Origin of the sequence: Limosilactobacillus portuensis (genome assembly GCF_014838735.1) — a bacterium.
In the GTDB taxonomy this organism is placed as follows: Bacteria; Bacillota; Bacilli; order Lactobacillales; family Lactobacillaceae; genus Limosilactobacillus; species Limosilactobacillus portuensis.
The window spans coordinates 117,776-136,005 of sequence record NZ_JABUXQ010000001.1 but is presented as its reverse complement, the minus strand read 5'-3'; the positions used below and the strand labels follow the sequence as shown (position 1 = coordinate 136,005).

Below are 18,230 nucleotides of genomic sequence, written 5' to 3'. Positions count from 1 at the left end.
CATCAAACAAAGCTTGATTATAAATATTATTAATGCGCTAAAATTGGATAGATATTTTGGTTGCGACGCCAATAAACCAGTTTTTTATTATAGCAGATAATAATTAAGAGGGTGAGAAAAACATCTGCTTTTCTTACCCTCTTAAATTTATTTTTCATTATAGTAGCTATCTTCAATTCGCTTATAACTACCAGGCTCGACTTCTTCTAGTGCCGTTGCAATTGTTTCTAAGCTTGTCGTGTAATTAAACTTATTAAACTCTTCCTGAGACTTTGCCGCTGCAGCAGCAATTTTGGGCTCATCACTAAAGCGATTAGCATATTGTTGAAGCCGCTCAGTCAGCTCAACGCTATCACGAATATCATTTGTCTTTTCACCAAGAGTTTCTAAGTCTGATTCAACAATGATTAGTTGTTTAGTAACTTCATCCATATTAACTTTATATTTTTGGAGTTCATCAGCTAACCGCTTGATCTCATCACTAACCCCAAAGAAGTAGTTCAAATAATCCTTTGGTAACCCAGGCAAATTTAGTTGCTCAACTTGTCGCCGAGTCGTCCGCAGCTTTGTTGAATACTTTTGCAGCATTTGTTCAGCCCGTTGCTGATCGCCTTGCAGCTTAGCAACCTCATCGTTAATCTTTGCCTGCTGCTTTTCAATTTCTTTTAAAGAACGTTCATTTTTATTTTGCCGTGCAAGGACTTGACTATAAATTGCATTATGATCATTGATTGCAGCCTGATCGTCTTTATATTCCTTTTCAATATTAATAATCTGTTCATTTAATGAACGAGCAGTTTCAATTTCGTGGTTATTCAACGTGTAATTAATGCTTAACCGCTCGAGCTCATTACTCAACTCATTATTTTGGGTTGCAGCATGGTTAATAAACTTTCCTAAAATCCCCATCAGATGTTCGACTTGTGGTCGCGCATCAATTTCACTTTGCATTACGGCATATAAATCGTCAATCTGATCAGCAATGTCTTTAATCGAATCCTCAACCCCGTCAAGCTGAAGATTGTTAATCTGCTTGAGATCCTCTTGGCATAACTGCCGTAGCTGATCAACCTTTTCAGGAATGTTATCCATAGTAAACCGATAATTTTGCTTAGTTAATTGCTTATAGCCACTTGCCAATTCATTTAACTGAGTAGGAAATTCAGCAATCAATGGTTTATAAAGCTTCGGAACTTGTTCAATTAAGTCTGCCAATTTTTGATTATTCTGCTTTAAATCAGTCAATACCTGCTGAGCAGCATCAAAATCTCCCGTCTGACTTAACTTAGAAAACTGATCGTATTCATGTTCAAGCTCTTCAAGTTGATCATTAAGCATTTTAATACTATCGCCATATTCAAAGCTCTTTTCATCAAGGACGTGATGGAAATGACGATAACGTTGCTTGATTTGATCGATTGCCCGCTTATGAACCTGATGCAGCTCTTCTAAATGATGAAGTGAAGCTTTTATTTGTGAGCACTGATCGTTCAATTGATGAACCGCTAATTCCAAATCACTTAACTGTTTAGAAAGAACGAGAGCTTTACTTGTATGAATTAGTGACTTAATTGTCGCTAACTCGGCCGCTAGCTTCTTTTCTTGAGGAACAACCTTGTCTTGATAGTCCTTTTTAAGCTTCTTTAATTGCTCCTGGGAATCACCAGTTACCTTCAATTGCTCAACCTTTTTAAAGTGTTGCTCAATTTTCATTTCCTGTAACTGCTTAACTTGCGCATCAATTTGCTCATATTGACGGATTAACCGCTTTTGGTAGTAATATAATGCCGCCAAGATAATTGCAAGAACAATTAAAATCCCAATTATTATTTGAAAAACCAATTTATCCACCTACATTTTTTAGCCATCATTGACAAATTATATCCATCGGCTCTAAAATTCTATGAAAATTATACCATAATGGGCTACCATTACTGGAACCAATTTAACATTAACAGAAAGAAGAGACGATTATGACTGAATTATCCCTGCTAAATGAACAGCTTTCCGCACTATTGACTAACGAACATTCAGCAATTGCTAACTTAGCAAACGCAAGCGCATTAATCAATGAAAGCGTAGATAATCTAAATTGGGCCGGCTTTTATCTTTACAACTCTAAAAATGATCAGCTTGATCTTGGACCATTTCAGGGTAAGGTTGCCTGCATGCATATTGCACTCGGCAAGGGAGTATGTGGGGTTGCTGCCTCAACTAAAGAAACACAAATTGTAGATGATGTTTCTAAGTTCTCTTCGTACATTGCCTGTGATAGTGCTGCCAAGTCAGAACTTGTTGTCCCAATGTTAAAGCAGGACGGCTCACTCTATGGTGTCCTTGATTTAGATGCACCAATCCTCAATCGGTTTAATCAATCATTTGCTAGCGGAATGGAAGAATTTGCTAGGCGGCTCATGGCAACTATTGACTAATAAGGAATAGTTGTTGTATATTATTCTTTGTGTAAAATAATGCAGCAGTGAGGGGCAAGCTCGTCAACAGACTGGTGCCATAAGGTGTTTTTAGTAACCCAGCTGCAAGGGTGAACAATTCAGATCAGCCTGCACGAATGTCAATCTCACATCGGATTATTTTACTCCAACAAAAATATTGGAGGATTTTATTTATGTCACGTTATACAGGTCCTAGCTGGCGTCTTTCACGCCGCTTAGGTGTTTCACTTTCAGGTACTGGTAAGGAATTAGCTCGTCGGGCTTACGCTCCTGGTGATCATGGTCGTGATCGTCGTGGTAAGCTTTCTGAATACGGTACTCAACTTCGTGAAAAGCAAAAGCTTCGTTTCATGTACGGAATGACTGAACGTCAATTCTCAAACCTTTTCGTACGTGCCGGTAAGATCAAAGAAGGTACTCACGGTGCCAACTTTATGGCTTTACTTGAACGTCGTCTTGACAACATGGTTTACCGTCTCGGTTTGGCTACTACTCGTCGTCAAGCTCGTCAATTGGTTAACCATGGTCACATTACCGTTGATGGTAAGCGCGTTGACATTCCTTCATACGAAGTTAGTGTTGGCCAAGTTATCGCTGTTCGTGATAAGTCAAAGAACCTTGATGTTATCAAGAACGCTGTTGAAGCAGTTGTTTCTCGTCCATCATACGTTGACTTCGACGCTGACAAGCTTGAAGGTAAGTTAAACCGCATTCCTGCCCGTGAAGACATGGATGCTGATATCGACGAATCACTTATCGTTGAATTCTACAACAAGTAATCTTTAAGGTTACTAAGTTCCTAAAAAGGAGTCGGAATTTCCGGCTCCTTTTTGTTTTCCTAACTATAAAAAAGACATTCCCTTATGGATTATCAGCCGATATTAAAAGGGAACGGATCTACCGATCATTTCATTTGATTAAAAATAAAAAATATTATATATTCATAACTGTAAATAGTAATTATTATTTATATTTGATTAGCACAAGTGGATTATTAATATAATTCGTTCTTTCTAAATCTTATCTAGGAGTCTCCGCTTTATCCCGCCTTCTATCTTATTGAAATACCTACGTCCTAAAGTTATAGCAACACTTGTCAATATATTTAAGGTAGTAAATCCCCACTTATCCACATTCCAAGAATTGAAAGACAACGAATTATTTATCACGCTGCTTTCGAAGTGAGTCATGTTCAGCAGTTTATTGTTGAGCTAAAACGTGACTTTCAAAACTAAACTATCTAAATTAATTGAACATAAAATAATACATTAAGAAATTAAGAGTTTTCTCACTAGTGAAAAAATACATTGAATCTGATACTGTATCAGTTCAACCTACTTTCCCTTCCCACAATTATTGAGTATAGGTTCATAGCTACTAATTTCTTTAAATAGAAGGTCGCAAGTCTGATCTGGTAAGACTTGTGACCTTCGTTTTGTTATTAGTTCATTTTTCATGTTTCTGAAGTTCAAAATAAAACTTTTCAGTTGTAGAAAGGTCTTTTCGAAATTGATATCCACCAACGGAAAACTCTTTTAAATCAGATGCCTTGGTTGCGTCAATTTCTGCTAAGAAGCGAACCATATTCCCTCGAGCCATTTTTGCCAAGGTTGCCTTTTGCTTAATTTTACCATTAACTTCTTCGCCAAAAATACAGGTAATCATTCGATCTTTTGGCTGTAAGAATGGTTTGACTGCCTTTGAATATTCATTTGAGGCGAGATTAATCACTAATTGATCATCCCGAAACAGCTCCTGATACAAGCGATCACCCCAAAATTCATATAAGTTCTTAGTATGATTAACCGTTGCTCGATCACCCATTCCCAGACGATATTGAGAAATTCCATCAAACGGTTTAAGGATTCCGTAGAGCCCTGATAAAATTCGCAAATGGTCTTGAAGATAATCTAACTGACGTTCGGTCATTACTCCTGCACCAATGTACTGATATTGAAGTCCCTGAAAGGCTAAAATCGCGGGGATAAGATTATCAGTAAGGGTCATTTCTTTAACACGTCGATAGTTAGTTTGCGCAAGTCGCTCACTACAATTCCACCATAACTGGTGTAATTGTTTAAATGTTAATGTCTTTAACCACTTCAATATTTCCTGGCTCTGTTCTAAATATTGAGGTAAGGAATCATAAGGTAAAGAATCAGAATCACTTTTCATTCTTCGTGCTGGTGAAATAATAATTTTCATTATCTACCTCCTTCTAATCAAAATAACCGAAAAATTTTTTAATTGCAATTTTTGTTTTTAAAATCACTTATATGTTAACCGGTTAACATATAATTTAATAAATTTATTTATGAAGAGTTAATATGTCACAATCGCACTATTGACAACCCTTTCATAAGGTTGTAAATTTATTTTCCGTAATAAGCGTGAATACTTTCACGATTTATAAGTTCAAAGATCAAAGGAGCATAATTATGAACGATGATATTCCAACACAAGGACAAGTACAGCAACGAACAATTTCTTTGGCCGCTAGCTGGGCTTTCTTTGCTTTCTCAATTGTAATCAATTCAATGGGGAACGTTCTGACACTAGTAACTAGTTCACACATTCATCCCCAATTTCTTGGTTCAGCATATTGGACAGCTGCCGAAAACAACCTTGGGATTGCTGTTCTCGGGAACAAGCCCACTACCCTTTTCTGGGCATTTATGGTACTAGGAATGTTAACCTCCGTCCTTAATGCAATTTTGATGCACAAATGGGATTGGCGGCGGATCGGTGGTAACTTTATCTTTATGTTGCCATTCTCACTGTTTATCCAATGGTTTTCAAATATTTTTAACCGAATTATGCCTGATGCAACTACCCTACCAATGATTATTCTTTACGTATTCATTAACTTCTTAGGGGTTGCCCTTATTGGAACTGCCATTTCAATCTACCAGCGGGCTAACCTAGTTCTTCACCCAGCCGATGACTTCTTCCAAATTATCCGCTTCCGTTACTGCAAGGGGAACGCAACAATTGCAATGTGGTTATCATACATTCCACCGACAATCATGGCAATCATTGCTGCTGTTATGCAAGGCGGAATTTACAACTTTGGTCTTGGAACCTTATTTGCTCTTGCTTTCCAGGGGGCAATTACTGGTTGGGCTGATAAGAAGATTTTCCCTAAACTAAAGCACCAAGCTCTTGATATTGGTAATTAATTTCCGCGATTAGAGAGGCTGAGAAAAACGTTTTGTTTTTTCCCAGCCTCTAACTATTACTAGTAATTTCTGAAAATACAAAGTCTAATCGCGCAAATCAAGCTTCGTCTCTTTTACCAAATGCTCTTTTCTACCACCGCTCAATCATTATTGGTATAATAGTTAAATATATTATCAACGGGAGGTTAAGCCATGGCAGAAGATAAATCAGCAATGGAACAACGGATCGATAACGCAATTTATGGTCCACCAAAGATCAAACCAGACGAACAGCGAAAATATCTTGGCACTTTTCGTGAACGGGTCTGCCTTACAATCAGTGTTGCTGAGCTTCAAGAACGAAACTGGTCATTTGCTGTCTCTAAAGAATTACAGCGAGGGATTGGTAACCAAGTTTTCCTTAATGGTAACCTTCCCCACGCTGAGTTACGTGATTATATCAAAAGCGCCACTGCAGCTAATGCTAACTTTACATTAAAAACCGAACCAGAATTTCGAACTGATCCGGATTCGTTAGCTGTCGTTGTAGCCGCAAAAACAGCTGTTTATCAGTCACCAGTCGACGTAAAAAAGAGATATCCTAACACCCAAGCTCAGCCGTCGACAAACCAGGAACCATCAAAGAAACATTTCTGGCAAAAATTATTTAAGAGGGAGGACAAATAGTTTTGCAACCGTTGGCATATCGAATGCGACCACGGAATCTTAGTGAGGTCGTTGGTCAGCAACACCTCGTCGGTCCCAATAAAATTATTTCCCGAATGGTCAAAGCAAGAATGTTATCATCACTAATTCTTTACGGACCGCCTGGTACTGGAAAAACAAGTATTGCTAGCGCTATTGCTGGTTCAACCAAGTATGCATTCCGTAAACTAAATGCAGCAACGGATACAAAGAAGGATCTCCAAGTAGTTGCTGAAGAAGCAAAAATGAGCGGGACAGTAATTCTCTTGCTTGATGAAATTCATCGTTTAGATAAAAGCAAACAGGATTTCTTGCTTCCCCATTTAGAAAGTGGTCAAATCATCCTTATTGGAGCCACAACCGAAAATCCTTATATTAGTATTAATCCGGCAATTCGAAGCCGAACCCAAATTTTTCCGGTACACCCCTTAAGTATTGATGATATGAAGGTTGCAGTTAATCGCGCTCTTACTGATTCAGAACGTGGGTTAGGTAAAATGCCAATTAAATTAGATCACGCCGCCGAAGAACAACTATTAACCGCAACAAATGGTGACTTACGAAGCGCTCTAAACGGCCTCGAATTAGCTGCTAAGTCAACCGATCCGGATAAAGATGGAATAATCCACCTAACCCTCCCCGTAATCGAAGAAAGCGTGCAAAAGAAAGCGATTGCTAGTGATCGGGATGGCGATGCTCACTATGATGTGATTTCCGCATTTCAAAAATCGATCCGGGGTTCTGATACTGATGCTGCCCTACATTACCTTGCCAGGCTGATTGAAGCTGGGGACCTAATTAGCATTTGTCGACGATTAATCGTGATTGCTTATGAGGATATTGGTCTCGCTAACATGCCTGCAGTCCAACGAGCTGTTACCGCAGTTCAAGCTGCCCAACAAATCGGTTTCCCTGAAGCACGGATCCCCCTAGCTGATGTTGTAATCGAACTTTGTCTCTCACCAAAATCAAATTCGGGAATCAGTGCCGTTGACAGTGCATTAGAGCAAGTCCGAGCTGGCGGAACTGGCGAGGTCCCTGATCACCTGAAAGACGCTCATTATAAAGGTGCTAGTAAACTTGGTCATGGCAATAACTACCTATTCCCTCATGATTATCCACAAGATTGGGTTGCTCAACAATACCTTCCAAAAAGAATTCAAAACGCCCAATACTTCCATCCTAAGAAGAATGGCCGGTTTGAACAAGCATTAGGCAATCAATACTGGCAACTTAAAACCGCTCAAAAGAATGGGCTTCGTCACCATTCACAACGCCCTTAATTAATTGCTAATTCAGGGAGATCATGCTAATATAAATGGTGAAAATTCTGTGGTGTACGCGTTGTCTAAACGCAGGTTTGCCTTACAGTCTTATAAAATTGGGACTAGTACTTCGTTAGTTGGCCAGTATGCCTTTTCACTTGGTAACTGAATAGCTAACAGTCATGTCCCACCTGTCTTAAACACAGGTCAACACTGAATGACAATTAACGGCACTAACGGAGTTTTCGTACATAATTGTCAACTGGGCGTCAATGTTCTCTTTCACGAACGTTGACGCCCATTGATATCTTATTAAAAATACGAGGTTAATCATGTTACTATCAATTTTAATGACGCTTTTCGGCTTAATTGCTGCATTTGAAGGTTTGTTCTTCTTAACTCATCTTCACAAGCCATTTCTAATCTTTCATCCTGAACGGCAAGCTCCCCTTTCCAAAGCATTAATTATCTGGGGATTTCTGTTATTAATCATCGGTGGTTTAGCGATGATCGCAGCCTGGACCAATTCAATTCTCTTTATTGTCATAATGGTTGTTATTGGTTGTGTTTGTGAGACTTTAATGGCTTATTCATTAATGGGCTATTTTCAGGCAGAACAACGAAAAAACTAGACGCTTGAGTCTTTACTGTCATTTTTGTTTCAGTGTATAATAGAAGTAAATAATTAAGGAGGCACCACAATATGGCTCAACAATACAAACATATTTTGGTTCCAGTTGACGGTTCTGAAGAAGCTGAATTAGCTTTCAAGAAGGCTGTTGCTGTTGCTAAGCGGAACGGTGAAGAAACAGAATTACGGTTATTACACGTTGTTGATACCCGGGCATTCCAAAACATTTCTAGTTTCGATAGTTCAATGGTTGAACAAGTTACTGAGACCGCAAAGAAGACTCTTGATAAGTATATTGATTATGCTAAAAACAAGGGCGTTAAAAATGTCAACTACTCAATCGAATATGGTGCACCTAAGACAATTATTGCCCGGGATGTGCCAAAAGAAATGAACGCTGATTTAATTATGATCGGTGCTACAGGGCTAAATGCCGTTGAACGGATCCTAATTGGTTCTGTTACCGAATATGTTACCCGGACAGCAATCTGTGATGTATTAGTCGTTCGGACTGATTTGGATAATAAGCCAATTGAGGTTGACAAGAAGAAAAAGAAGTAGAACCGACTAAACTTAATAGTGGCTCCATAATTATTATTGTTAGTTATGGAGTCTTTTTTAATTATTCCTTATAAGAACAGGAGTCCTCATTTTGGAAGTGAAATACGAAAATGTTAAGCAGACCCTACGGAATGAGATTATTGATGGTAAATACAAGATTAACGAGAAGTTGCCAACCGAAAGCGAACTAATGAAGCGATTTGATGTTTCGCGCTATACGATTCGCCGTGCAGTCGGTGATCTGGAAAATGAACACTACATTTACCGGATTCAAGGCGGTGGAATGTTTGTCCAGGATTGGCAGCGTGACTGGTCAACCACCGAGAAAAATAAAATTATCGGTGTTATTAGTACCCATATGGCGGATTATATTTTCCCATCAATTATTTCGGGAATTGACAGTGTGGTCACTGATCAGGGCTATTCTTTAATTGTGGGAAATACGTTAAACAATCATAATCGTGAACGACAAACACTGTTAAACATGCTTGACCTAAAGATCGCTGGCTTAATTATTGAGCCAACTCAAAGCGCTCTTCCTAATCCGAACCTCGATCTCTATCGCCAATTGCAAAATTACCATATTCCGACTATCCTCTTTCACTCTACCTATCCAGGTTTCCCTTTTCCTACCCTGCTTACCAAAGATCTTGAAGCCGAAAAAGAACTAACCAAATATTTATTTAAATTAGGGCATTCCAATATTCTAGGAATCTTTCAAATTAATGATCAACAGGGTGTTAACCGGATGAGCGGGATGGTCCAAGCATATCAGGAAGAAAATATCCCGATTACCAAATCGAATATTGTAATGTACCAATCAAACGATGCCTTTACAGATATCATGAATAAAGCTGATACAATCCTTAAAGCCAACCCACATATCACCGCAATTGCCTGTTATAACGATGAGCTGGCTACTCGAATCATCAGTCACCTTCAATCTCAAGGTCTTCAGGTTCCTCGCGACATTTCCGTTGTTGGCTTTGATAATTATGAAATGGCTCAACTGATTACCCCAACATTAACAACAGTCAATCACCCTAAACGACAGCTAGGCGAAGATGCTGGAGAAATGATCATCGACATGATTAATGATAAACCGGTCACATCGAAGTTCTATACTCCGCAACTTATTAAACGTAATTCAGCAATTCTTTTAAGGTCAAAGGAGAATTAGGGATGGGTAAAGTCAACTTATTAAAATTAGCAGATGGTCAATTAATGCCGCAAGAGGGATTTGGTCTTTACAAGATCACCGATCAGAGTACAATTACATCTTCAATCCGAAACGCGTATAAGGCTGGTTACCGACTTTTTGATACTGCTCAGTTATACAAAAACGAAGCAGAAGTTGGCGCTGCTCTCCAAGAACTATCTCTGCCACGAAAAGAACTCTTCATTACCACTAAAGTTGCTGAGCCAAACCAGGGTTTTAAAAGAACCATTCTCTCAATTAAAGATTCTCTTCATAAATTGAAGTTGGATTACGTAAACCTGCTCTTGGTCCATTGGCCAATTGAACGGGCATTTTTCGATACTTGGGCTGCCCTCGAAGAGCTAAAAAAGCAAGGACTTACCCGCTCAATCGGTGTCAGCAACTACCAAATAATTCATTTACAATACCTTGCTACTCAAGCTCACGAAATGCCAGTTGTGAATCAAGTTGAACGTCATCCGCGATTAAATCAAAAACCGCTAATTGAATATGATCATCAACATGGAATTGTTACTCAAGCGTGGAGTCCGCTTGGCCGCGGGGCAATTCTTACTAACCCTATTTTGGAAAAGATTGCTAAAAAGCATGGCAAGTCTCCGGCCCAAATCGTCCTTCGTTGGCACCTGCAAAGCGGAGTAGCTTTCATCCCTAAGTCAGTTCATGAAGCGCGAATAAAGCAGAATATTGACATTTATAATTTTTCTCTTACTGCTGAGGAAATGGCCGCGATTAATGGCTTAAACGATTTTACCCGTGTCGGTAAGGAGCCAGCACTAGTATATGAATATAACCAAAAATGGTAATTAATAAAGAAGTACGATGAAACTGAGCTAATTCTCAATCTCATCGTACTCTTTTTTACTCTTTATTTGGATTTTCTTTAATTACTCGAGCAGGATTTCCGGCAATAATTACATTATCCCCAAAAGATTTCGTAACTACGCTCCCTGCACCAACAATAACATTATTGCCCAATGTTACTCCGGGACAGATTATTGCTCCACCACCGACCCAAACATTATTGCCTAGGGTAATATTCTTACTTTGTCCGTATGCACCATTTCGTCGTAATTGCGGTGCCAACGGATGGTTAACCGTGTATAGTTGAACTCGTGGTCCAAGTAAACAATGATTGCCAATCCGAATTGGACTAACATCAAGCATTACACAATCGTAATTAGCAAAGAAATCATCACCAACGTAAATATTATAACCATAATCACATTTAAATTGCGGATGAACCTCAGAGTTCTTTCCCACATGGCCAAAGAGTTGCCGAACGAATTCTTCCCGTGCTTCTGGATTTAGCTCACCTACTGCATTAAGGCGTTCTACTAGCTTACGAGCATAGCGACGCTCACGAACAAGTTCTGGGTCATAAACCTTAAAAATTTCACCAGCTAGCATCTTTTCTTTTTCAGTTTTCATTAAATCACTCCTTAAAAAATGAGGCTTGGAAAAACGTTTTTTTCCAAGCTTCATTCGTAATTAGATTAATTGTAAAGAGATTTTCTGTTCAAGAGGGAGAGGATAATTATTCGATAAAGTCAACCTTAACATCTAACATTCCAAAGAGGTCCTTAACTTGTTGTGGCTTCAAGCTGAAGCTTAAGATAGTGTGGTGTCCACCACCGGCATGCATCCAACGCTTAGCTCCTTCTTTCAAGCCAACAGTTGGTGTCCATAATTGCTTAGCAACTGGAAGGTGTGGTGTTTCAGCTTCTGGCTTGTGGCAGTCAACTGAGTAACCAATTACCTTGTAACCATCATTAAAGTAGGAAAGAGTAACGTCGACAGCCTTACCTTCCCGACCAGTAAATACCAACCGTGCTGGATCGTCCTTGTCACCAATGTCTAATGGATGAACTTCAACCCGTGGCTTGTCCGAAGCAATTGTTGGGTCAACTTCTAGCATATGGGAACCAAGAATTGCTTCATGACCATGACGAAGGTCAAGAGTGTAATCTTCCATGAATGCTGTGGCAACATTGTGAGTAGCAATCTTAAGCAAACGATCCATTCCGGCAGACTTCCAGTCACCTTCAGCACCAAAGCCGTAGCCATCACGCATTAACAATTGAGCAGCTAACCCAGGTAATTCTTCAAGGCCGTTCAAGTCTTCGAAGTTAGTTGTAAAGCCAGTGTAGCCCTTTTCATCCATAAACTTCTTCAAAGCAAGGTATTCACGAAGTTGGTAACGTACTGAGTGTTCATAGTGTTCCTTAGTGTTGTCACCTTGAACCATTTCGTACTTACTCTCCAAGTCCTTGTAAGCAGCGTCAATATCGTCTTCGCTAACAGCGTTAACATATTCAACTAACTCACTTACTGGCCAGTAGTCAACCGTCCAGCCAAGGAACATTTGAGCTTCAACCTTGTCACCTTCAGTAACGGCAACGTTCCGCATCGTGTCACCAAAACGAACGATCTTAATCTTGAAACTTTCGTTGTAAGCAACGGCAACATTTTGCCAATCAGCAATTTCTTCTTGAACATCTTCGTCACCCCAGAAGCCGTAAACAATCTTGTTGTGCTTTTGAAGACGAGCGTTAATGTAGGCATATTCACGGTCACCATGAGCAGATTGGTTCAAGTTCATGTAATCGAAGTCGATGGTGTCGTATGGAATCTTGTTTAGATATTGGGTTGCCAAGTGAAGTAATGGCTTTTGCAAAAGCTTTGTACCACGAATCCAGTTCTTAGCTGGTGAGAAGGTGTGCATCCAAGTCATAACACCAGCCACGTTATCGTTGTAGTTAGCTTCCTTCATGAACTTAGTGATGCCTTCAGCAGTCGTCATAACACCCTTGAAAACAACCTTGTATGGTAAGTTGCCACTTTCGTTTAACTTGTTAACGATATCTTCGGCGTCAGCAGCAACTGACTTTAATTGTTCTTCACCATAAAGGAATTGACTACCTGTAACAAACCAAAATTCGTAATTCTTCATATCCATGAGATAACACTCCTTTGTTGTGCTAATAGTTGTTTTTAAATGTAGCTACCAAAATTAATTAAGCGCGAGTAGCATGGTCCTTTGAATGCGCATTGTTTTGACCATAGTAGGCATTCTTACCATGCTTACGGTAATAGTGCTTGTCAAGCAAGTACTGTGGCAAGTGAAGATCCTTATGCGTTAATTGCATTGCGTGATAATCTTCTTCAGCCACAACCTCCAGTACCTTGGCATTGTAAACGGCCTTATCTGGAGTTGGTCCCCAAGCGAATGGCCCGTGTTGCATTACCAATGCGGCTGGTGTTGCTTCATAGTCTAAGCCTCGTTCCTTGAAAGAACGAACGATTACTTTACCGGTATTACCCTCGTAATCTTCTTCAATTTCTTCCTTAGTCAATGCATCAGCAGCTGGTACATCAGTATAGAAAGTATCCGCATGAGTAGTATTCATGGCTGGAATATCCATCCGTGCAGCAGCATATGAAACAGCCCATGGTGAGTGGGTGTGAACAATCCCACCAATCTTTGGAAAATGGTTATAAAGATAGGTGTGGGTTGGGGTATCACTGGATGGATTCAAGTCACCTTCGACTACCTCACCATCCAAGTTAACAACGACCATGTCTTCTGGCTTCATGTCCTCATAAGGAACACCAGATGGCTTGATAACAAACAAGCCCTTTTCACGGTCAATTCCGGAAACATTCCCCCAAGTAAAGGAAACTAAGCCCAACTTAGGAAGCCGCATATTGGCATCATAGACTTCTTTCTTTAGCTCTTCTAACATCTATTAATTCCTTCCTTTCTCAGCATTCCGTTCATCAATGTTTTGACCAGCTAATGATTCTACTGGTAAGCCGATTTGATAACGTTTAATGAATTCTTCGTAGCCTTTAACCCCTGCTGGTTCAGGAGTTAAGGTCATACTTTCTGGATCCTTAAATACCTTCTCATCAAGATAATCTGCAAGTGACTCTTGAGCACCAGTTTCGGCATACTTAGCGAGAACGGCCATTCCCCATGGGCCACCTTCACTTGCGGTATTCATAATCGTAATTGGAATGTTAAGAGCATTGGATAGAACTTGCTGACCAATTACAGGGGTACCAAATAAACCACCTTGTGCAATCATGACATCAGTTTGAACATGTTCTTCGTTTAATAAGATGTCCATCCCAATTTTTAGTGGCGCAAATGCTGCGTAAAGTTGGGTAAGGAAGAAGTTAGCAAGGTTCATTTTACTATTAGGCGTCCGGACAAATAACGGCCGTCCTGCTTGAATTTTTGTAATGTTTTCACCAGAAAGGTAACTGTAATTAATTAAGCCACCTGCATCTGGATCGGAGTGAACAGTTGAATCAAATAGAGTTTCATATAGGGTATTAGTATCAATTTTGGCACCGATTGCATCAGCGAAATCCCTAAACAAACCAACCCAAGCATTAATATCAGATGAACAATTATTAATGTGAACCATTGCGACCGGATCACCAGTTGGCGTGGTTACAATATCAATATCACGATGAAGCTTCTTTAACGGTGCATCTAAAACATTCATTGAGAATGCTGAAGTCCCAACAGAAATATTTCCTGTACGTTTCCGAACACTGTTAGTTCCAACCATTCCAGTTCCGGCATCCCCTTCTGGAGGAGCCATCAAACTACCAGCGGTTAGGGTTCCACTTGGGTCAAGCAACTTTGCCCCTTTAGCAGTCAGCTTACCAGCACCATGTCCAGCGATTTCAACCGTTGGCAAAATATTCTTTAGTTGCCATGGATACTGCTGAACTTCCTGAAGGCCATTAAACTTCTCAATAAAGTCTTGGTTATAGGTCAAAGTTTGATCATCAATTGGGAATACCCCTGATGCATCACCAATTCCGAGAACCTTTTCACCCGAAAGCTGCCAGTGAACGTATCCAGCTAATGTAGTGATAAAATCAATGTTCTTAACGTGCGGTTCACGATTTAGAATTGCCTGATAGAGGTGAGCTATACTCCACCGTTGCGGAATGTTAAAGTCGAACAATGCTGTTAGTTTATCTGCAGCATCCTCAGTAATGTTGTTTCGCCAAGTTCTGAACGGAACTAATAACTGATCATTTTTATCAAATGGCAGGTAACCGTGCATCATTGCACTAACCCCAATTGAACTGATTTTAGCTAAACTAACATGATACTTGCTTTGAACATCAGCCTTAATCTTAGAATAAGCGGTTTGAATTCCTTCCCATACTTGTTCTAATGGATATGTCCAAATGCCATTATCAAATTGGTTTTCCCAGGTATAACTGTCAGAAGAAATTGTTTCATAGTCCGTATTAATTAAAACAGCCTTAATTCGTGTTGAACCTAATTCAATTCCAAGTGATGTTTGCCCATTTTCAATTTGAGCAGCTGTTTCACGTAAATTCATTAAATATCCCTCCTAGCTTTCAACACTACTTGTCCGTCCGTGATTAGTACCTTGTTCTTCAATTTCTTCAAGAGTGTGCCCACGAGTTTCTGGAACACAAGTCTTGATGAAAATCACACCGAGGATACAAATTACACCAAAGATTGCGAAAACTGCTTCTTGTGGCATACTTGCGGTCATGATTGGGAAGATTAAACCAACTAACCATGAACCAATCCAGTTAAAGGATGAAGCAAGTCCTGATGCCCGTCCACGAATTGCCAACGGGAAGATTTCACCAACTAAAACCCAGGTAAGCGGTGCCCAAGTAAATGAGTAAAATGCAACATAGATACATAAGAAGACAACGATTGTCATTGGGTTCATATTTGGCATCATCCAGTTAATGACGGCTGGTAAGATAAATGAGAGTCCCATGACTGAACCACCAACCATTAATAACGTCCGTCGGTTGAATTTTTCGGCAATCCACATGTAAACTAATGAACCGATAACTAAGATGACCCCTTGAATAATTGGCCACATTAGGTTAGAAGATGCGGCTTGACCAGTTGCTTTTTGAACAATTAACGGGATGTAGTAGAAGATTGCGTTAGCACCTTGGAATTGCTGGAAGGCAGCAACACCAACACCGGCAAATACAAGGTAACGGTACTTACTGCTAAATAATGTTGACCAGCTTGTCTTTTGATTTGCTTGTCGTTCTTCCTTAGCAGTTTCCTTAATACTTGCCAATTCTTGATTAATTTCAGCCGGATTTTTTCGGATATATGTAAGCACTTTTCTTGCTTGTGCTTCATCACCCTTACGGAGCAAGAACCGTGGTGATTCTGGTAAACGAAGAACTCCTAAGAATAAAATCAAAGCAGGAACAGCAGCTAATCCTAGCATTAATCGCCATGCCCATTCACCAGGCAGGTCCTTCAATAAGTAGTCGACAACGTATGAAAGTAACATTCCTGAAACAATCATTGTCTGGTTTAATCCTGATAAGCGTCCCCGTGCACTTGCAGGTGCCATTTCAGACATATATGCCGGAACTAATGCTGAAGCCGCTCCGACAGCTAAACCTAAAAGCATCCGAACAATGATTAAGTAGTATGCACTCGCTTCTCCCATATCTGGTGAGATTCCAGATAAAACTGAAAAAATCATGAAGACAATTGCGGACATTAAAATCATTTTCCGCCGACCAAACTTATCTGAAAGTTGACCAGCTAATGCTCCACCAAAAATTGCCCCAAACATAACTGCTGAAGTAATCCAACCAACTAATGAAGCCGCATTTTCAAGGTGCCAATCAGCTTGCAGAAATGGTAACGCTCCTGTCATAACACCAATATCGTAACCAAATAGGATTCCCCCAAATGATCCGAAGAAGTAGATAAATGCACTTGAGATTTTCTTTTCGGCTTTTGCCATTACATTCATCCTCCTTAAAGGGTAAAAAATTATAGAAGTAACTGTATGAACATGAACGCGCTTTCATTGAACAATTATTACTATAAACTATTTGTACGTATAAATCAATATAATAAATGCAAATTCATCATTATCAATCGTGAATATTGTTTTATTTATATTTACATTCTTGCCTTATTTGTATTGGTATTTTGTCTTGCATGTGAAACTTTTTTCTATATTTATTTGAATTACCTCTCATAAAGGCGCTGTTTCATAATTAATAGTGAGTTAATACTCATATTAAAATTAATTATTCTTATTTAATTTCCTGCAATTTGTCCGGACGAATATATCAAGCTATTAAATTTAAAAAAGAGGCTTCAGAGTTCTTAATTACCGAACTCTGAAGCCTCGTTTACTCTTTTCAGTCTTTTCTATCAATAACTGGTAATAAAAAATTGCTAGCTACGATAGTTACCGTAACTAGCAATTCCTTTTTAATTCAATTTTTCTAATTCAGCAGCAATTTCATCCTTAACAAAAGATTCACGACGCGCTACGCTAATACTTCGGGCAATTTCCAAAGTTTCCTTTGCCTGTTTATCGTCACCCAATGCTAGTTCATCTTTTCCTCGAATAAGGTATAATTCGTCCAAAATGAAAAGTGAATCATGCTCACGACAAAGTTCAATTCCCCGTTCAACAATGTCTTTTGAATCCTTATAGTTGCCTAAGTTACTATAAAGTTCGCCAAGTTGGCAGTAAATTGATGCCCATTGGTGTAAGCTCCCGATTAATTTCTTATTATCAATTAACCGAACCGCCCGATCAGTTAGCCTTGCTGCCCGCTCTGGATCATTGCGTTTATAGTATGCCAATGCCATTCCCGCAGTGGTCATTGCAAGGTAGATATTAGCGCTGGTTGTCGCAAACTGGGTTAACACTAATTCAAAGCTAAAGATTGCTTCATCAATCTTATTGGAGTTAACTTGAACCATTCCTAATAGGTAATAATACCGTTGCTTATCAAAATCACTCTCTAGCTTCTTTACCGGAATCTTATTTAATGCTTCCGTAGCAATCTCGAATTTACCAGCAACTAAATCATTTACAATTGTGTTAAATTGGTCATTAATGCCGCTTCCGCTATTCTCCACAATTCGTTCTGTGGGAATATTTAGCCGCTCACAAATTGCAGTCAGAATATTCATTTTAGGCAACCGGTTCTTCTTTTCCATTAAACTAATTGTTGCCTGGGTACAGATACCTTCTGCTAATGCTGTCTGTGATAACCCTCTTTTGCGGCGAATTTTCTTTAAGACGTCTCCTCGGAGTTTCATTTTCTTCCCTTCCTCAACTTATTAATAATATGACTAAATTTATTAGAAAGATCAAATGATCTACAAATTATAGTTAAAAATATCCTTATGCATTATAGCACTAATCATGGGTTTATGCGAAG

The 18,230-nt window shown here is 39.4% G+C and carries 17 protein-coding genes and 1 other RNA gene; 10 read left to right on the top strand and 8 right to left on the bottom strand.

Features of this window, described 5'->3' with window-relative positions:
- Positions 1-147: 147 nt before the first annotated feature.
- Positions 148-1,842 carry a septation ring formation regulator EzrA gene (gene ezrA / locus HUK49_RS00650; RefSeq protein WP_206705569.1) on the bottom strand — a complete coding sequence of 565 codons (1,695 nt, stop codon included), beginning with the start codon at positions 1,840-1,842 and terminating at the stop codon, positions 148-150.
- 131 nt (positions 1,843-1,973) lie between these two features.
- Here ezrA and HUK49_RS00645 point away from each other — a divergent pair, with 131 nt between their 5' ends.
- Together HUK49_RS00645 and rpsD are read left to right on the top strand one after the other, a co-directional pair.
- Positions 1,974-2,432 carry a GAF domain-containing protein gene (locus HUK49_RS00645; protein WP_191912269.1) on the top strand — a complete coding sequence of 153 codons (459 nt, stop codon included), beginning with the start codon at positions 1,974-1,976 and terminating at the stop codon, positions 2,430-2,432.
- 194 nt (positions 2,433-2,626) lie between these two features.
- Positions 2,627-3,232, top strand: a complete 606-nt coding sequence (rpsD, locus tag HUK49_RS00640; protein WP_102168137.1) for a 30S ribosomal protein S4 — start codon at positions 2,627-2,629, stop codon at positions 3,230-3,232.
- Between the two features lie 667 nt (positions 3,233-3,899).
- On the opposite strand, the gene yaaA is transcribed toward rpsD, so the two are convergent.
- The gene (yaaA, locus tag HUK49_RS00635) at positions 3,900-4,658 is read right to left on the bottom strand and encodes a peroxide stress protein YaaA (protein WP_191912268.1); all 759 of its coding nucleotides are present in this window, start codon (positions 4,656-4,658) and stop codon (positions 3,900-3,902) included.
- A 233-nt stretch (positions 4,659-4,891) separates the two neighbouring features.
- Here yaaA and HUK49_RS00630 point away from each other — a divergent pair, with 233 nt between their 5' ends.
- From HUK49_RS00630 to HUK49_RS00595, 8 genes are all read left to right on the top strand, one after another.
- A complete protein-coding gene (locus HUK49_RS00630; protein ID WP_206705568.1) occupies positions 4,892-5,632 on the top strand; it encodes a fructose permease in 741 nt (246 codons plus the stop codon).
- Between the two features lie 192 nt (positions 5,633-5,824).
- Positions 5,825-6,298, top strand: a complete 474-nt coding sequence (locus HUK49_RS00625) for a YueI family protein (protein WP_191912267.1) — start codon at positions 5,825-5,827, stop codon at positions 6,296-6,298.
- Between the two features lie 23 nt (positions 6,299-6,321).
- Complete coding sequence (locus tag HUK49_RS00620) at positions 6,322-7,599, top strand: replication-associated recombination protein A (RefSeq protein ID WP_191912289.1); 1,278 nt, start codon at positions 6,322-6,324, stop codon at positions 7,597-7,599.
- 41 nt (positions 7,600-7,640) lie between these two features.
- Positions 7,641-7,828, top strand: a non-coding RNA gene (gene ssrS / locus HUK49_RS00615) — 6S RNA.
- An 85-nt stretch (positions 7,829-7,913) separates the two neighbouring features.
- Entirely contained in the window at positions 7,914-8,213 is a 300-nt protein-coding gene (locus HUK49_RS00610) for a hypothetical protein (protein ID WP_102168079.1), read from the top strand.
- 71 nt (positions 8,214-8,284) lie between these two features.
- Positions 8,285-8,773: a universal stress protein gene (locus tag HUK49_RS00605; protein ID WP_191912266.1), complete on the top strand. Its 489-nt coding sequence runs from the start codon at positions 8,285-8,287 to the stop codon at positions 8,771-8,773.
- A gap of 91 nt (positions 8,774-8,864) precedes the next feature.
- A complete protein-coding gene (locus HUK49_RS00600; RefSeq protein ID WP_191912265.1) occupies positions 8,865-9,953 on the top strand; it encodes a GntR family transcriptional regulator in 1,089 nt (362 codons plus the stop codon).
- A gap of 2 nt (positions 9,954-9,955) precedes the next feature.
- The gene (locus HUK49_RS00595; protein ID WP_191912264.1) at positions 9,956-10,795 is read left to right on the top strand and encodes an aldo/keto reductase; all 840 of its coding nucleotides are present in this window, start codon (positions 9,956-9,958) and stop codon (positions 10,793-10,795) included.
- Between the two features lie 55 nt (positions 10,796-10,850).
- Here the strand turns inward: HUK49_RS00595 and HUK49_RS00590 are convergent, their stop codons facing one another.
- From HUK49_RS00590 to HUK49_RS00565, 6 genes are all read right to left on the bottom strand, one after another.
- Entirely contained in the window at positions 10,851-11,420 is a 570-nt protein-coding gene (locus tag HUK49_RS00590) for a sugar O-acetyltransferase (RefSeq protein WP_191912263.1), read from the bottom strand.
- Between the two features lie 106 nt (positions 11,421-11,526).
- Positions 11,527-12,948 (bottom strand): L-arabinose isomerase, encoded by a 1,422-nt coding sequence (gene araA, locus HUK49_RS00585; protein ID WP_191912262.1) that lies wholly within the window; start codon positions 12,946-12,948, stop codon positions 11,527-11,529.
- A 58-nt stretch (positions 12,949-13,006) separates the two neighbouring features.
- Entirely contained in the window at positions 13,007-13,735 is a 729-nt protein-coding gene (locus HUK49_RS00580; RefSeq protein ID WP_191912261.1) for an L-ribulose-5-phosphate 4-epimerase, read from the bottom strand.
- A 3-nt stretch (positions 13,736-13,738) separates the two neighbouring features.
- Positions 13,739-15,364 (bottom strand): xylulokinase, encoded by a 1,626-nt coding sequence (locus HUK49_RS00575; protein WP_191912260.1) that lies wholly within the window; start codon positions 15,362-15,364, stop codon positions 13,739-13,741.
- A gap of 12 nt (positions 15,365-15,376) precedes the next feature.
- Entirely contained in the window at positions 15,377-16,795 is a 1,419-nt protein-coding gene (locus HUK49_RS00570) for a sugar porter family MFS transporter (protein ID WP_191912259.1), read from the bottom strand.
- A gap of 470 nt (positions 16,796-17,265) precedes the next feature.
- Complete coding sequence (locus HUK49_RS00565; RefSeq protein WP_191912258.1) at positions 17,266-18,108, bottom strand: helix-turn-helix transcriptional regulator; 843 nt, start codon at positions 18,106-18,108, stop codon at positions 17,266-17,268.
- Positions 18,109-18,230 lie beyond the last annotated feature (122 nt).

Coding starts and splice junctions, on each gene's coding strand:
- HUK49_RS00590 (WP_191912263.1), bottom strand. CDS start 11,420: ATGAAAACTGAAAAAGAAAAGATGCTAGCTGGTGAAATTTTTAAGGTT.
- HUK49_RS00610 (WP_102168079.1), top strand. CDS start 7,914: ATGTTACTATCAATTTTAATGACGCTTTTCGGCTTAATTGCTGCATTT.
- yaaA (WP_191912268.1), bottom strand. CDS start 4,658: ATGAAAATTATTATTTCACCAGCACGAAGAATGAAAAGTGATTCTGAT.
- HUK49_RS00645 (WP_191912269.1), top strand. CDS start 1,974: ATGACTGAATTATCCCTGCTAAATGAACAGCTTTCCGCACTATTGACT.
- HUK49_RS00575 (WP_191912260.1), bottom strand. CDS start 15,364: ATGAATTTACGTGAAACAGCTGCTCAAATTGAAAATGGGCAAACATCA.
- HUK49_RS00620 (WP_191912289.1), top strand. CDS start 6,322: ATGCGACCACGGAATCTTAGTGAGGTCGTTGGTCAGCAACACCTCGTC.
- HUK49_RS00565 (WP_191912258.1), bottom strand. CDS start 18,108: ATGAAACTCCGAGGAGACGTCTTAAAGAAAATTCGCCGCAAAAGAGGG.
- araA (WP_191912262.1), bottom strand. CDS start 12,948: ATGGATATGAAGAATTACGAATTTTGGTTTGTTACAGGTAGTCAATTC.
- rpsD (WP_102168137.1), top strand. CDS start 2,627: ATGTCACGTTATACAGGTCCTAGCTGGCGTCTTTCACGCCGCTTAGGT.
- HUK49_RS00605 (WP_191912266.1), top strand. CDS start 8,285: ATGGCTCAACAATACAAACATATTTTGGTTCCAGTTGACGGTTCTGAA.
- HUK49_RS00580 (WP_191912261.1), bottom strand. CDS start 13,735: ATGTTAGAAGAGCTAAAGAAAGAAGTCTATGATGCCAATATGCGGCTT.
- HUK49_RS00625 (WP_191912267.1), top strand. CDS start 5,825: ATGGCAGAAGATAAATCAGCAATGGAACAACGGATCGATAACGCAATT.
- HUK49_RS00595 (WP_191912264.1), top strand. CDS start 9,956: ATGGGTAAAGTCAACTTATTAAAATTAGCAGATGGTCAATTAATGCCG.
- HUK49_RS00630 (WP_206705568.1), top strand. CDS start 4,892: ATGAACGATGATATTCCAACACAAGGACAAGTACAGCAACGAACAATT.
- HUK49_RS00570 (WP_191912259.1), bottom strand. CDS start 16,795: ATGAATGTAATGGCAAAAGCCGAAAAGAAAATCTCAAGTGCATTTATC.